Origin of the sequence: Mycobacterium sp. IS-1496 (assembly GCF_001499995.1) — a bacterium.
Classification (GTDB): Bacteria; Actinomycetota; Actinomycetes; order Mycobacteriales; family Mycobacteriaceae; genus Mycobacterium.
The window spans coordinates 1-14939 of record NZ_LQIU01000028.1 but is presented as its reverse complement, the minus strand read 5'-3'; the positions used below and the strand labels follow the sequence as shown (position 1 = coordinate 14939).

The window sequence follows — 14939 nt, the reverse complement described above, 5'->3', positions numbered from 1 at the left end:
GGCGCAGTTCACCGGCGATGCGGCGCTTCCTGGCCGCATCGGTGCTCTGCGGTGTGGTGATCAGCGCCGCGACCATCGCCTCGGCGGTGGTGCTGGCCCGTGTGGTGGCCGGGGTGGTCACCGACCCGGCGTCCCGGACTCTGGCGGCGTGGGCGCCGATGCTCGTGCTGCTCGCCGGACTGTGGACGGTGCGGTTTCTGGCCCAATGGCTGCAGGGCCGGCTGTCGCAACGGGGCGCCACCGCGGTGATCGCCGACCTCTCCGCACAGGTGCTCCGAACCGTGACCGCGATGTCGCCGCGGCAGCTGGCCGCGGCGCGCGACGATGCGGCGACGGTGGTCAGCCGAGGTCTCGACGGTCTGCGGCCGTTCTTCACCGGATACCTGCCCGCCGTGTTCCTCGCCGGGATACTCACTCCCGCAGCGGTTTTCGCCATCCTCGTCGTCGACTGGCGGTCGGCGGTCATCGTGCTCATCGCGTTGCCGCTGATCCCGATCTTCATGGTCCTGATCGGCCTGGTGACCCGTGACCGGTCGGCAGCAGCGCTGGCGGCGATGACGACACTGCAGTCCCGGCTGCTCGACCTCGTCGCCGGCATCCCCACCCTGGCCGCGCTCGGCCGTGCGGGCGGATCCGCGCAGCGCATCGCCGAACTGTCCGCCGCCCACCGCCGCTCGGCGATGGCGACGCTGCGGGTGGCGTTCCTGTCCGCCTTCGTCCTCGAGCTGCTGGCGACGCTCGGTGTCGCGCTGGTCGCGGTGAGCGTCGGGCTGCGGTTGGTGTTCGGCGACATGACGCTGTTCGCCGGTCTGGCCGCCCTGCTGCTCGCCCCCGAGGTGTTCTGGCCGCTGCGCCGCGTCGGCGTCGAGTTCCACGCCGCCCAGGACGGAAAGACCGCCGCCGAACGAGCTTTCACGCTGATCGAGTTGGGAACCGTCACACCGTCGGGCACCGGGACCGTGACGGGACGCGGTGCAGTGATCCACGTGGACGGCCTGACGTCCGATCTGCTGCCCGGACGGGTGACGGTGCTGACCGGCCCGAACGGCTGCGGCAAATCCACGACCCTGCAGGCCATCCTCGGGCTAGGCGCGCCGCTGTCGGGCAGGGTGACCGTCGCCGGTGTCGACGTCACCGAACTCGACCTGCCCGCATGGTGGGAGCAGATCGCCTGGCTGCCGCACCGGCCGGTGCTCGTCCCCGGCACCGTCCGCGACAACCTCGACCTGTTCGGGCCGTTGAACGATGTCGAGAGCGCCTGCCGTGAAAGCGGATTCGACGAGGTTCTGGCGGGCCTGCCCGAGGGCCTCGACACCGTACTGGGCCGCGACGGGGTCGGCCTGTCACTCGGCCAACGTCAGCGGCTTGGCCTGGCGAGGGTCTTCGGCTCCGACGCCGCGGTGCTCCTGCTCGACGAGCCGACCGCCCACCTCGACGCGGCGCTGGAAGCCCGCGTCCTCGCGGCGATCGCGGCGCGGGCGCGGGCCGGCGCAACGGCGATCGTGGTCGGACACCGTGACAGCGTGCTGGCGGTCGGTGACCGGGTCGTCAGGATGGGAGCTGAGGTCCTTGTCGACCACTGATCCCCTGCTGCGCTTGACCGTGGACCTCCTGCGACCCCGGGTGGGACGACTGGCGCTCGCAATCGGCCTGGGTGTGCTCTCGCTGGGCAGCGCCCTGGCCCTGGCCGCCATCGCCGCGTGGCTGATCACCCGCGCCTGGCAGATGCCGCCGGTACTCGATCTGAGCGTTGCCGCCGTCGCGGTGCGTGCCCTGGGCATCTCGCGCGGTGTCCTCGGTTACTGCCAGCGGCTCGCCGTCCACGACACCGCGTTGCGCGCGGCCGGTCATGCCAGGACGGGGCTGTACCGCACGCTCGCCGCGGCACCCCAGGAGGTCTCGATGCGGCTGGCCGGCGGTCAGCCCGGCGCCCGCATCGGGGCGTCGGTCGACGATCTCGCCGACGTCCTCGTGCGGGCGGTGGTGCCGATCGCGGTGGCCGCGGTGCTGTCGGTGGCCGCGGTCGGCCTGCTGGCGGTCATCTCGCCGGGGTCCGCGGCCCTGCTGGCGGCCTGCCTGCTCGTCGCCGGCGTCGCCGCACCCCTTCTGGCCGCGCGCGCGGTCGCCGCGGCCGAGAACGCCGCGGTGACCCACCACGCGGATCGCGACGTCGCGGCGATGCTCGCCCTCGACCACGCCGCCGAGCTGAGGGTCAGCGGCCGGCTGGCCGGTGTCGTCGCCGAAGCGCAACGCCGTCAACACGACTGGGGTGAGGCCGCCGACCGCGCAGCGGCCCCCGCGGCCCTGGCCGCCGCCGTCCCCGGTGCGGCCATGGGCGTCAGTGTGCTCGGCGCCGCCGTCGCGGGTATCGCACTCGCCGGATCGGTGGCGCCGACGACGGTGGCAATCCTGATGTTGCTTCCGCTGTCCGCGTTCGAGGCGACCACGGCACTGCCCGCCGCGGCGGTGCAACTCACCCGCTCGCGCATCGCGGCCCGGCGGTTGTCCGAACTGACCGATCCCGCGCCCGGCGACCGGCGCAGGCCCGCCGTGTCGCCCATACCCCTGCACAGAGGCGACCGCGTGGCCGTCACCGGACCGAGCGGTTCGGGGAAGACCACGCTGTTGATGGCGATGGCCGAGCAGTCCGACGACTTCACCGGTGCCCGCGCGTTTTTCGCCGAGGATGCGCACCTGTTCTCGACCACCGTGCGGGACAACCTGCTGGTCGCTCGCGGGGACGCCACCGACGGGGAACTGCGGTCCGCGCTCGCGAAGGTCGGCCTGCTGACGTGGCTCGACGACCTGCCCGACGGGCTGTCCACCGTTCTGGTCGGCGGCGCGGCCGCGGTCTCGGCCGGCCAGCGCCGACGCCTGCTGCTCGCGCGCGCACTTCTCTCGTCGTTTCCCGTCGTGCTGCTCGACGAGCCGACCGAACACCTCGACGCGGACGACGCCGCGCGACTGCTCGTCGAACTGCTCACTCCCGGTGGGCTTTTCCCGGCCGACCGCACCGTCGTCGTGGCCACCCACCACCTACCCGACGACGACGTTGCCTGTCTACGCCTGAATCTGGCCGTCAGCGGGTAACGTCAGCACACATGACCGAGTCGGACAAGCCCGAACAGTCGCCGTCGGCACCGCCGCCGCCACCCCAACCTGATCCGGCACAGCAGCAGGCCTACCCACCGCAGCAGGGGTATCCGCAACAGCAGCAGCCATACCCGCCGCAACAGCCGTACCAGTACGGCGCCTACCCCGGCGGCTATCCCCCACCGCCGCAGGGCTCCTACGGCGGCGGTTATCCAGGCGGTTACCCGGGCGGCTACCCGATGCAGACCGCACCGAAGAACGGCCTCGGCATCGCCTCCTTGATCGTCGCGATCGTCGGTCTGCTCTCGGTCTACGGCGGGATCCTGCTCGGCGTCGTCGCGGTGATCCTCGGCGTCCTCGGCCGCGGCCGGGCCAAGCGCGGTGAGGCGACCAACGGTGGTGTGGCGATGGCCGGCATCGTCCTGGGCGCGCTGGCCGTCGTGGTGTCGATCGCCGCGATCGCGATGACGGTCATGTTCGCCAGGGAGGTCGGCGCGGGCGATCTGTTCGAATGCCTGCAGCAGGCCGGCAACGACGTCGATGCGCAGCAGGAGTGCCAGGAACAGTTCCAGCGCAACATCGAAGACCAGTTCAGCGTCACGCTGACGCCCTCGCGTTAGCGGCCGGGGAAGTACTTCACGACCGCGTCCGACGCGACTGTCGCCAGCAGCGCGCCGGACCGGTCGAAGAAGTGTCCGGTGCCCAGGCCGCGTGATTCTGCGGCTGCCGGCGAGGACGTCGAGTAGAGGACCCACTCGTCGAACCGCACCTGCCGGTGGAACCACACCGAGTGGTTCATCGTCGCGGCGAAGATGCGGTCGAACCCCCACGACAGACCGTGCGTGGTGATGATCGAGTCCAGCACGGTGGTGTCCGACGAGTAGACCAGCGCCGCGCTGTGCAGCACCGGATCGTCGGGCATGGCGCCTTCGGTCTTGAGCCACACTCGGTTGTGTTCGAGGCGTTCCCCCTTGTCGCGCATCACCCATGCCGGATCGTTGGTGTAGCGCCACTCGATGGGCCGCAGTGCGTCGACGAAGTGCGGCACGGTCTTCTCGTAGCCGCGCAACAGGTCACCGATCCCGGGCAACTCGTCGGGTCCCGGGACGTCGGGCGCGGCGACGCCGTGTTCGAGTCCGCGCCCGCCGTTCATGTACGACACCATCGCGGTGGTCAGCAGGTCGTCACCCTGGCACACGTCGACCCGGCGGTTGGCGAACCGCCGTTCGTCACGCAACCGCGTCACCCGGAACTCGAGATCCCTGGCCGGGTCGCCGCCGGCGATGAAATGCACCGACAGCGCGCTGGGCGAGATCCGGTGATCGACGGTGCGACTGGCCGCCACGAACGCCTGGGCCATCATCTGCCCGCCGAACGTGCGGACCGGGTTCTTACTCGGGTGCGATCCGAGGAAGGTGTCCTCGTCGACGCGTCGGAGGTCGAGAACCGCCAGCAGCTCTTCGAAATCCGCTGCCGACAAGATCGCCCCCTCTAGACGTCGTCCTCCCCGATCCGGTGCACGTGGATCAGATTCGTGGAGCCTACTGTGCCCGGCGGCGCGCCCGCGACGATGACCACCAGATCGCCCCGCTTGTAGCGGCCCAGTTCGAGCAGCGACTTGTCGACCTGCCGGATCATGCCGTCGGTGGTGCCGATCTGCGGCACGATGAACGTCTCGGTGCCCCACGTCAGCGCCAGCTGGCTGCGCACCTCCGGCAGCGCGGTGAACGCGAGCACCGGCAGTGGCGTGTGCAGCCGCGCGAGGCGCCGCACCGTATCGCCGGACTGCGTGAACGCGACCAGCGCCTTGGCGTCCAACCGCTCCCCGATGTCGCGGGCGGCGTAGGAGATCACGCCGCGCTTGGTGCGCGGCACATGGGTCAACGGCGGGACGACGACGGAGTTCTCCTCGACCGCGGTGATGATGCGCGCCATGGTGCGTACGGCCTCGAGCGGATACTTGCCGACCGAGGTCTCCCCCGAGAGCATGACCGCGTCCGCGCCGTCGAGCACCGCGTTCGCGACGTCAGAGGCCTCCGCGCGGGTGGGGCGGGAGTTCTCGATCATCGACTCCAGCATCTGCGTGGCGACGATGACCGGCTTCGCGTTCTCCCGGGCCATCTGGATGGCGCGCTTCTGGACCAGCGGGACCTCCTCGAGCGGGAGCTCGACACCCAGATCGCCGCGGGCGACCATGATCGCGTCGAACGCCAGCACGATCGCCTCGAGGTTGTCGATCGCCTCGGGCTTCTCGAGTTTGGCGATGACGGGGACCCGCCGCCCCACGCGGTCCATCACCTCGTGCACGAGTTCGACGTCGGCCGGCGAACGCACGAACGACAACGCGACCAGGTCGACCCCGAGCCGCACCGCGAACTCGAGGTCCTCGATGTCCTTCTCCGACAGCGCAGGCGCCGAGACGTTCATCCCGGGCAGCGACATCCCCTTGTTGTTGCTGACGCGGCCGCCCTCGGTGACCTCGCAGACGACGTCGTTGCCCTCGATGGCGTTGACCACCAGTGCGACGTTGCCGTCGTCGACCAGCACCCGGTCCCCGGGGGTGGCGTCCTCGGCCAGCCGTTTGTAGGTGGTGGACACGCGGTCGTGGGTGCCGTCGATTTCGTCGACGGTGATCCGGACGGTCTCGCCCTCGGCCCATTCGGTCGGTCCGTCGGCGAACCGGCCGAGCCGGATCTTCGGGCCCTGCAGGTCGGCGAGTATGCCGACGGCGCGTCCGGTGTGGTCGGAGGCCGCGCGGACCCGCTTGTAGTTGGCTTCGTGATCGGGGTAGTCGCCGTGGCTGAAGTTGAGCCGCGCGACATCCATCCCGGCCTCGACGAGCTTTCGGACGGCCTCGTCGGAGGCCGTGGCCGGGCCGAGGGTACAGACGATCTTCCCGCGTCTATTCACGTTGACTCATCGTAGTCGTTGATCGATTCAGACGACGGCCAGTGGCAGCGCGCCTGGTCGCACGGGTGCGGGCAGGTCGGACTCGCCCATCAGGTACGCGTCGACCGCGTGGGCGGCGCTGCGCCCTTCGGCGATCGCCCACACGATCAGCGACGCACCGCGGTGGGCGTCGCCGCAGACGAACACCCCCGGCGCGTCGGTCTGCCAGTCGCTGCCGCAGGGCAGCGCGCCGCGGTTGTTCAGGCGCAGCTCGAGCCCGTCGAGCAGCGGCATGTGCTCGACGCCGTCGAATCCGATGGCGAGCAGGGCCATGTCGCAGGGGATCTCGAGCGTGTCCCCGACGGGCACGATCCGCCTGCGACCCTCGGCGTCACGTTCCACCTTCACCTCGGCGATCTCCATGCCCCGCACGTGGCCGCGCTCGTCACCGAGGAAGCGCTGCACGGCGACCTGGTAGCGACGCTGCCCGCCCTCGGCGTGGGCCGGGGACAGCCGCGTCCGCAGCACCAGCGGCCACGTCGGCCACGGGGTACGGGTGTCGTCGCGCATCTCGGGTGGTTCCGGGTTGTAGTCGAGCTGGGTGACCGATTTCGCGCCCTGGCGGTGCGCGGTGCCGAGACAGTCCGCGCCGGTGTCTCCGCCGCCGATGATCACCACGTGCTTGTCGCGGGCCGACAGCGATGACGGGCCGTCACCCTCGCACTCCTTGTTGGCCGGCACCAGGTGCTCCATCGCCAGGTGCACGCCTTCGAGATCCCGTCCCTCGACATCGTTGTCCCTGGCGCGCAGCGCACCGACTGCCAGGACCACCGCGTCGTGGCGTTCGCGGAGCTGTTCCACAGTCAAGTCGACGCCCACTTCGCAGTCGGTGACGAACCGGGTGCCCTCCGCGCGCATCTGCGCCAACCGCTGGTCGAGTGTCCGCTTCTCCAGCTTGTACTCGGGGATGCCGTAGCGCATGAGCCCGCCGACACGGTCGTCGCGTTCGAAGACCGTGACATCGTGGCCGGCGCGGGTGAGCTGTTGTGCCGCAGCCAGACCCGCAGGCCCGGAGCCCACGACGGCGATGCGCTTACCGGTGCGGATCGACGCCGGTTGCGGATCGACCAGTCCCAGCGTCCACGCCTGGTCGGCGATGGTGTTCTCGATGCGTTTGATGGTGACGCTGCCGCCGGTGTGGTCCTCGCCGATCGAGAGCACACAGGCCGCCTCGCACGGCGCCGGGCACAGCCGCCCGGTGAACTCCGGGAAGTTGTTCGTGGCGTGCAGGCGTTCGCTGGCGGCGTCCCAGCGTCCGCGCCGCACCAGATCGTTCCACTCGGGTATCAGGTTGCCCAGCGGGCACCCGGCGGAACCGGAGTGGCAGAACGGGATTCCACAGTCCATACAGCGACGCGCCTGCTGCGACACCTCCTCGGCGCGCTCGGGCAGGCTCTGACGTTCGTACACCTCGTGCCAGTCGCCGACCCGCTCGTCGACGGGCCGCTTGGCGGCCTCGACCTTGGGCACCTTGAGGAATCCGGTGGGATCAGCCACGGCTGGCCTCCATGATCGCGGTGTCGACGTCGCGTCCCTCGGCCTTGGCCATCCGAGTGGCCTCCAGGACGCGCTGGTAGTCGGTGGGCAGGACTTTGGTGAACTGGGCGCTGCGCCGCGGCCAGTCCGAGAGCACCGAGGTGGCCACCGTGCTCCCGGTGTTCCTCGCGTGCCGGGCCACGACGTCGTGCAGCCACACCAGATCCTCCGGATCGAGTCGCTGCAACTCCACCATGGCGGTGTTGACCTTCGCCGGGTCGAGGCCGAGCACGTAGGCGATGCCGCCCGACATGCCGGCGGCCATGTTGCGACCGGTCCTGCCGAGCACCACCACCCGGCCGCCGGTCATGTACTCGCACGCGTGGTCACCGACGCCCTCGACAACCGCCAGCGCGCCGGAGTTCCTGGCGCAGAACCGTTCTCCGACCTTGCCACGCAGGAAGACCTCACCCGACGTGGCTCCGTAGAGCAGGGTGTTGCCGGCGATGACGTTGTCCTCCGGCAGGAACAACACGTCGTCGGCGGGTTTGACGATGATCCGTCCGCCCGAGAGTCCTTTGCCGACATAGTCGTTGGCGTCGCCGGTCAGCTCGATCGTGATGCCGGGCGGCAGGAACGCGCCGATCGACTGCCCCGCGGACCCGGTGAGGCTGACGCGGACGGTGTCGTCGGGGAGCCCGGCCGCCCCGTAGCGACGGGTCACCTCGGCGCCGAGCAGGGTCCCGACCGTGCGGTTGACGTTGCGGATCGGCAGCTCCAGCGTGACCGGGTGGGAGTCTTCGAGTGCGCCCTCGGACAACTGGATGAGGGTCTGGTCGAGCGCCCGGTCCAGCGCGTGGTACTGGTCCTTGAGCTTGCGCCGCTGGGTCGTGCCGCTGTGCGCGTCGGTCGGGACGGCGAAGATCGGCGCGAGGTCCAGTCCCCTGCTCTTCCAGTGCTCCACCCCGGTTGCGGTGTCGAGCATCTCGGCGTGGCCGACGGCCTCGTCGACGCTGCGGAAGCCCAGTTCGGCGAGGTGGCGGCGGATGTCCTCGGCGATGAAGCGGAAGAAGTTCTCCACGAACTCCGGTTTGCCGTTGAACCGTGCCCGCAGTTCGGGGTTCTGGGTGGCGACGCCGACCGGGCACGTGTCGAGGTGACAGACCCGCATCATGATGCACCCCGCCACCACCAGCGGGGCCGTCGCGAACCCGAACTCCTCGGCGCCCAGCAGCATCGCGACCATCACGTCGCGGGCGGTCCGCATGCCGCCGTCGCACTGCACGGTGATGCGATCGCGAAGTCCGTTGAGCACCAGCGTCTGCTGCGCGTCGGCCAGGCCGATCTCCCAGGGCGCACCGGCGTGCTTGAGGCTGGTCAACGGGGCGGCGCCGGTGCCGCCGTCGTGTCCGGAGATCAGCACCACGTCGGCGTGCGCCTTGGACACCCCCGCCGCGACGGTGCCCACACCGACGCTGCTGACCAGCTTGACGTGGATGCGGGCCCGGTCGTTGGCGTTCTTCAGGTCGTGGATGAGTTGAGCCAGGTCTTCGATCGAGTAGATGTCGTGGTGCGGCGGCGGGGAGATCAGGCCCACCCCCGGTGTGGAGTGCCGGGTCTTCGCGATGTTCGGGTACACCTTGTAACCCGGAAGCTGGCCGCCCTCACCGGGTTTGGCGCCCTGCGCCATCTTGATCTGGATGTCGGTGGCGTTGACGAGGTAGTCGCTGGTCACGCCGAACCGGCCGCTGGCGACCTGTTTGACCGCGCTGCGCCGCCGCGGATCGTAGAGCCGGTCGACATCCTCGCCGCCCTCACCGGAGTTGGACCGCCCACCGAGATTGTTCATCGCGATCGCCATGGTCTCGTGCGCCTCGGCGCTGATCGAGCCGTAGCTCATCGCCCCGGTGTTGAATCGCTTGACGATCTCGCTCGCCGGCTCCACCTCGTCGAGCGGCACCGGCGGGCGACTACCCGTCTTGAACTCGAAGAGCCCGCGCAGGGTGCCGCCGTCGCGGGACAGCCGGTCGACCTCCTCGGAGTACTGCCGGAAGACGTCCTGGCGGCCGGTGCGTGTCGAATGTTGCAGCAGGAAGACGACTTCCGGGGTGAACAGATGGAGTTCACCCTCGCGGCGGAACGCGTACTCCCCGCCGACCTCGAGCCGGCGGTGCACACGTTCGGTCGGGTTCTCCGGATAGGCACGCCGGTGCCGGAGCTTGACCTCCTCGGCGATGACGTCGAGGCCGATGCCCCCGAGCTGGGTCGGCGTCCCGGTGAAGTACTCGTCGATGACGTCGCGGTCGATGCCGACGGCCTCGAACGCCTGCGCGGCGGTGTACGAGGCGACCGTGGAGATACCCATCTTGCTCATCACCTTCGTCACCCCCTTGCCGAGCGCCTTGAGGTAGTTGCGCACGGCGGCCGCGGTGTCGATACCGGTGAGCTCGCCTTCACGGATGAGGTCCTCGATGGATTCGAAGGCGAGGTAGGGGTTGACCGCGGCGGCGCCGAATCCGATGAGCATCGCGACGTGGTGCACCTCGCGGGCGTCACCGGACTCCACCACCAACGCCACCGCGGTGCGCTGCTTGGTGCGCACGAGGTGGTGGTGCACCGCGGACACCGCGAGCAGCGACGGGATCGGTGCGCGGGTGTGGTCGGAGTCGCGGTCCGAGATGACCAGGGTACGAGCGCCGTTCGCGATGGCATCACTGGCACGGGTGCGCAGATCGTCGAGGGCTTCGGCCAGCCCCTCCCCGCCGCGCTCGACCTCGTAGAGCGCTTTGAGGACCGTCGCGCGCAGGCCCGGATGCTCGCCGTCGTCGTTGATGTGGACGATCTTGCCGAGTTCGTCGTTGTCGAGCACCGGCCACTTCAGCAGGATCTGCCTGCAGGATGCCGCCGTCGGCTCGAGCAGGTTCTGCTCCGGTCCCATGATCCGGGCCATGCTGGTCACCACTTCCTCCCGGATCGCATCCAGCGGCGGGTTGGTGACCTGGGCGAAGAGCTCGACGAAGTAGTCGTAGAGCGGCCGGGACCGTTCGGACAGGACCGCCGTCGGGGTGTCGGTGCCCATCGACCCCAGAGGTTCCGCGCCGGATGCCGCCATCGGCGTGAGGAGGATCCGCAATTCCTCCTCTGTGTAGCCGAAGGCGATCTGGCGGCGGACCACGGATTCGTGATTGGGCTGCACGCGCACGCGGTCCGGGAGCGTGCCGAGTTCGAGCAGTCCGGCGTGCAGCCACTCGCCGTAGGCCTCGGCCTTCGACAGTTCGAGCTTGATCTCGTCGTCGCCGACGATGCGGCCAGCCGCCGTGTCGATGAGCAGCATCTTGCCGGGCTGCAGGCGGCCCCTGGCGACGATGCGGTCGGGCGGCACGTCGAGCACACCGCTCTCGCTGGCGAGGATGATCCTGTCGTCGATGGTCCGCCACCAGCGGCCGGGCCGTAAACCGTTGCGGTCCAACACCGCTCCGACCAGGGTGCCGTCGGTGAAGGTGACGCAGGCCGGACCGTCCCACGGCTCCATCAGCGAGGCGTGGAACTGCCAGAAGGCGCGCTCGTCGGCGTCCATCGACGCGTTGTTCTCCCACGCCTCGGGGATCATCATCAGCACCGCGTGCGGCAGGCTGCGGCCACCGAGGTGGAGCAGTTCGAGGACCTCGTCGAAACTGGCCGAGTCCGACGCGTCCGCCGTGCAGATCGGGGACAGCCGGCTCAGGTCTCCCGGGATGTCTGCGCTGGCCAGCATCGCCTCGCGGGCGTGCATGCGGTTGCGGTTGCCGCGCACGGTGTTGATCTCGCCGTTGTGGGCGACGAACCGGAACGGGTGTGCCAGCGGCCACGACGGGAAGGTGTTGGTGGAGAAGCGACTGTGCACGATCGCGATGGCGCTGGTGCACCGCGGGTCGCGCAGGTCGCTGAAGTACAGCGGCAACTGCACCGTGGTGAGCATGCCCTTGTAGGCGATGGTGCGGCTGGACAGGGAGGGGAAGTAGACCTCGGCGGACCTCTCCGCGCGTTTACGCAGCGGGTACACCCGCCGGTCGAGTTCGATCCCGCCGGGGCGGACACCGTCGACTTCCGGTGCGGCGACGAACAACTGGGCCATGTACGGCATGCAGCCGAGCGCGGTCTGCCCGACGTCGGCGCCTTCGGGGTCCACGGGAACCGGGCGCCACCCGAGCACCTCGAGGTTCTCCTCGGCGGCGAGCGCCTCCACGCGCTGGGTCGCTTCGGCGCGCGCCGCCGGGTCCTGCGGCAGGAAGCAGGTGCCGGCCGCGAAGGTGTTGCAGCCCTCGGCCGTGGGCCGCGGGAGGTCGAAGTGCACGACCTCGGCGAAGAGTTCGACCGGCAGCTGCAGCAGGATGCCTGCGCCGTCGCCGCTGTTGGTCTCGGCGCCTGCTGCGCCGCGGTGGTCGAGGTGTTCCAGGGCGACCAGACCGTCGGCGACGATGGAGTGCGACCGTCGGCCCTGGATGTCGGCGATCATGGCGACGCCGCACGAGTCCTTCTCGTGCTCAGGATCGTAGAGTCCCTGTGCGCCGGGGGTAGCCGAGTAGAGCATCGAATTGCACCTCCGCAGTTCCGGAAAATCGTTGCCGGGACTGCGGCGGCCCGAAGTGCCAGTGTATCAGCGCAGGTGAGCGCCTACCCGCCGAGCAATGTCGGGACCAGCGGAAACCCGGGCAGGTTGCGCACCACCGTCCAGGTGATGGTGGCCACTGCGATGGCGACGATCGCGCCCACGGGCACGACCGATCTGTGCTGACGGCGCCGGATGAGCACCCACAGGGCCAGCAACGGGAGACCGACGAGGAGGAAGACGTTGTCGGCCACCGCTGCGGCGACGTCACCGTGCAAGAGGTCGTGGGTCATCCGCAGTCCCCCGCACGCCGGGCAGTCCCACCCGGTCACGTGCTTGAACGGGCAGAGCGGCGCGAGAAAGCCCGGCCGGTGTGGGTCGGCGATCCCGATGTAGGTCAGCGCCCCGGCGAACAGTGCGCCGGCGCCGATGGTGAGGTAGAGCGGCGTGCGACTCGGTGCGGGTGCGTCAGGTTCCATCGCGCAGTGGGAGACCGTTCGGGTCGCGGACCTTGTCGGTGAAGATGAGGACCGCGTCGACGATCCCCCAGATGACCGCGCCGATACCGCAGGTGACGAGCCCGACCACCAACTGGGCGACACCCAGGCCGACCTGGCCGAGGTACATCCGTCCGATACCGACGATTCCGAGCAGGCCCACGAGTTGGAGCAGGCCCGCGACGACTTTCGACTTGTCCGAGTACGGCTCCCCGGTCATCGGATGCCTGCCGTACGGCGCGGAAGGGTCGTAATAGGGCGGTGGGTAATTGCCCGGCGGCGGCGGGTAGTTGCCCGGAGGCGGATACGACGGTGAGTAGCCTCCCGGCGGTGGCGGCGGGCCGTCGGGCGTGTTACCGAACTGCGAGGGATCGGTCATGTGATCAGCATGCCAGAAGCGCCGACAGTGTGCGGGAGCCTTCTTACGTCGCCAATCTCACTCGTGCACCGCTCGGCGCTGCGCCGAGTGTGCAGTGGTTGCGAAAAAGGGGTCCGGATGTCGCTGTGAGCTCACGTTCGGCGCTGGCGGCGACGCCACCAGCGGCGACGCTCCTGTCCCGGTTCGGGCGCCGTGATGATCTGGTACGCGGACTCATCGGCCGGGGCGTCCTCACCGGGTTCCAGCGGTTCCTCACCCGTGTCGGCGCTGTCCTCGTCGGTGTCGGCGACGTCCTCGCCGGTGTCCGCGACGTCCTCGTCGGTGTCGGCGACGTCCTCGCCGGGTGCATCTTGCACGCTCGCAGCCAGGTCTTCGTCCTCGACGATCGGTTCGGCGGGGGCGGTTTGATCCTGCGCGTCCACGGTGTCGAGCGCATCTGCTTCGGCCGCGCCGACTTCGCCGGCGACTGCTTCGGCGTCTCGGCCTTCGACGGGCTCGTCGTCGGCGAACTCACCCGCGGCGTCGGCGACGGCGATCTCTTCGGCGACGGCCTCCGCCTCGTCGGCGCGTTCCACTGCCGCCTCGAGGTCTTCTTCGGGCTCTGCTTGGTCTTCGCTCGTGACTTCGTTCACGTCAGCCTCGGCGACCGGCTCCGCCGTCTCCTCAGCAGTCACCTCATCGGCGACCGCCTCCGCCTCCTCGGCGCGCTCGACCGCAGCCTCATGCGCCTCTTCCGCAGACTCCTCCGCCGCGACCGCGTCCTCACCCTCAACCGCGCCAACCGTCGTCAACGGCTCACGATCGGCGGCCTCACCCGCCTCCGCAAACGCCACCGCCTCAGCGATGTCCTCCGACGGCGCCGACTCGACATCCTCCGCCAACGCCTCAGCCTCGGCCACCGGCTCCGGCTTCGCCGAGTGTGAACCTCTTGCGAAAAATCGGCCCAAGAATCGCGGAGGTTTCACACTCGGCGCTTCGGCGGGCGTCTCGGGGGTCGTGTCCTCAGCGGCGACCTCCTCGGCGACGGCCTCGGCCTCCTCGGCGCGCTCGACCGCGGCCTCATGTGCCTCTTCAGCGGACTCCTCCGCCGCGACCGCGTCCTCACCCTCGACGGCACCAACCGTCGACGGCGCCGGCTCGCCATCCTCCGCCACCGCGTCCGCCTCGGCCACGGGCACCGGCGTGTCCTCGGCGTCCTCTTGTGCAGCGTCCTCGTCTTCGGCGTCACCTGCGATCTTGGCCGCCGCCCCCACACCGGTGGTCACCGCGACAGTGGCGACAAGTCCCTTGAGGAGTTCCTCGGTCTCGGCGTCGTCTCGTTCGGTGTCTGCGGGCTCGGTGCCGTCGCTCTGGAAGTCATCTGGTGAACTCGTGTGCACCTCGACGTCTTCCTCTGCAGCCGGACGCAGCGTGGCGGGATCCTCTCGCCCACGCGGAGCCGCCATCAGGTACACCACCGCCCCGATGAACACGAACATCGACGTGAACGAGTTGACGCGGATGCCCGCCAGCTCGGTGGCCAGGTCACTGCGGAGCAGCTCGATCCAGAACCGGCCGAGGCAGTAGCCCGCGACGTACAGCGCGAACAACCGGCCGTGTCCCAGCTTGAACCGCCGGTCCGCCCAGATCAGCACCGCGAACACCAGCAGGTTCCACAGCAGTTCGTAGAGGAACGTGGGATGCACGACCTCGATGACGCGACCCGTCGACACCCCGATCAGGTCGTTGCGCGCTCCGCTGGCGTCGACCCGTTCATAGATCTCCAGACCCCACGGCACGGTCGTCGCGCGCCCGTAGAGCTCCTGGTTGAAGTAGTTGCCGAGCCGGCCGATCGCCTGCGCCAAGATGATGCCCGGCGCGATGGCGTCGCCGAACGCGGGCAGCGGGATGCCGCGACGGCGGCAGGCGATCCACGCCCCCACCCCACCGAGGGCCACCGCACCCCAGATGCCCAGCG

The 14939-nt window shown here is 69.8% G+C and carries 10 protein-coding genes; 3 read left to right on the top strand and 7 right to left on the bottom strand.

Features of this window, described 5'->3' with window-relative positions; genetic code table 11:
* Window positions 1–17: 17 nt before the first annotated feature.
* From cydD to AU195_RS15645, 3 genes are read left to right on the top strand one after another with little or no spacing between them, the layout of a single operon-like run.
* The gene (cydD, locus tag AU195_RS15655) at window positions 18–1583 is read left to right on the top strand and encodes a thiol reductant ABC exporter subunit CydD (RefSeq protein ID WP_059159981.1); all 1566 of its coding nucleotides are present in this window, start codon (window positions 18–20) and stop codon (window positions 1581–1583) included.
* Window positions 1570–3090 (top strand): ATP-binding cassette domain-containing protein, encoded by a 1521-nt coding sequence (locus tag AU195_RS15650; protein ID WP_059159980.1) that lies wholly within the window; start codon window positions 1570–1572, stop codon window positions 3088–3090. Before cydD ends, AU195_RS15650 begins: the two co-directional genes overlap by 14 nt.
* Window positions 3091–3101: 11 nt before the next feature.
* A complete protein-coding gene (locus tag AU195_RS15645) occupies window positions 3102–3713 on the top strand; it encodes a DUF4190 domain-containing protein (protein ID WP_059159979.1) in 612 nt (203 codons plus the stop codon).
* On the opposite strand, the gene AU195_RS15640 is transcribed toward AU195_RS15645, so the two are convergent.
* The 7 genes from AU195_RS15640 to AU195_RS15610 form a co-directional block, all read right to left on the bottom strand.
* Complete coding sequence (locus AU195_RS15640) at window positions 3710–4573, bottom strand: acyl-CoA thioesterase II (RefSeq protein ID WP_059159978.1); 864 nt, start codon at window positions 4571–4573, stop codon at window positions 3710–3712. The two genes, AU195_RS15645 and AU195_RS15640, sit on opposite strands and share 4 nt — an antisense overlap.
* Window positions 4574–4584: 11 nt before the next feature.
* The gene (pyk, locus tag AU195_RS15635; protein WP_059159977.1) at window positions 4585–6003 is read right to left on the bottom strand and encodes a pyruvate kinase; all 1419 of its coding nucleotides are present in this window, start codon (window positions 6001–6003) and stop codon (window positions 4585–4587) included.
* A 27-nt stretch (window positions 6004–6030) separates the two neighbouring features.
* Entirely contained in the window at window positions 6031–7539 is a 1509-nt protein-coding gene (locus AU195_RS15630; protein ID WP_059159976.1) for a glutamate synthase subunit beta, read from the bottom strand.
* Window positions 7532–12088, bottom strand: a complete 4557-nt coding sequence (gene gltB, locus AU195_RS15625; protein ID WP_059159975.1) for a glutamate synthase large subunit — start codon at window positions 12086–12088, stop codon at window positions 7532–7534. Before gltB ends, AU195_RS15630 begins: the two co-directional genes overlap by 8 nt.
* A gap of 83 nt (window positions 12089–12171) precedes the next feature.
* A complete protein-coding gene (locus AU195_RS15620) occupies window positions 12172–12585 on the bottom strand; it encodes a DUF2752 domain-containing protein (protein WP_059159974.1) in 414 nt (137 codons plus the stop codon).
* Complete coding sequence (locus AU195_RS15615) at window positions 12575–12982, bottom strand: NINE protein (RefSeq protein ID WP_059159973.1); 408 nt, start codon at window positions 12980–12982, stop codon at window positions 12575–12577. Before AU195_RS15615 ends, AU195_RS15620 begins: the two co-directional genes overlap by 11 nt.
* Before the next feature lie 131 nt (window positions 12983–13113).
* A partial coding sequence (locus tag AU195_RS15610; RefSeq protein ID WP_059159972.1) for a prolipoprotein diacylglyceryl transferase family protein occupies window positions 13114–14939 on the bottom strand: 1826 nt, incomplete at its 5' end.

Coding starts and splice junctions, on each gene's coding strand:
- cydD (WP_059159981.1), top strand. CDS start 18: ATGCGGCGCTTCCTGGCCGCATCGGTGCTCTGCGGTGTGGTGATCAGC.
- AU195_RS15645 (WP_059159979.1), top strand. CDS start 3,102: ATGACCGAGTCGGACAAGCCCGAACAGTCGCCGTCGGCACCGCCGCCG.
- gltB (WP_059159975.1), bottom strand. CDS start 12,088: ATGCTCTACTCGGCTACCCCCGGCGCACAGGGACTCTACGATCCTGAG.
- AU195_RS15620 (WP_059159974.1), bottom strand. CDS start 12,585: ATGGAACCTGACGCACCCGCACCGAGTCGCACGCCGCTCTACCTCACC.
- AU195_RS15615 (WP_059159973.1), bottom strand. CDS start 12,982: ATGACCGATCCCTCGCAGTTCGGTAACACGCCCGACGGCCCGCCGCCA.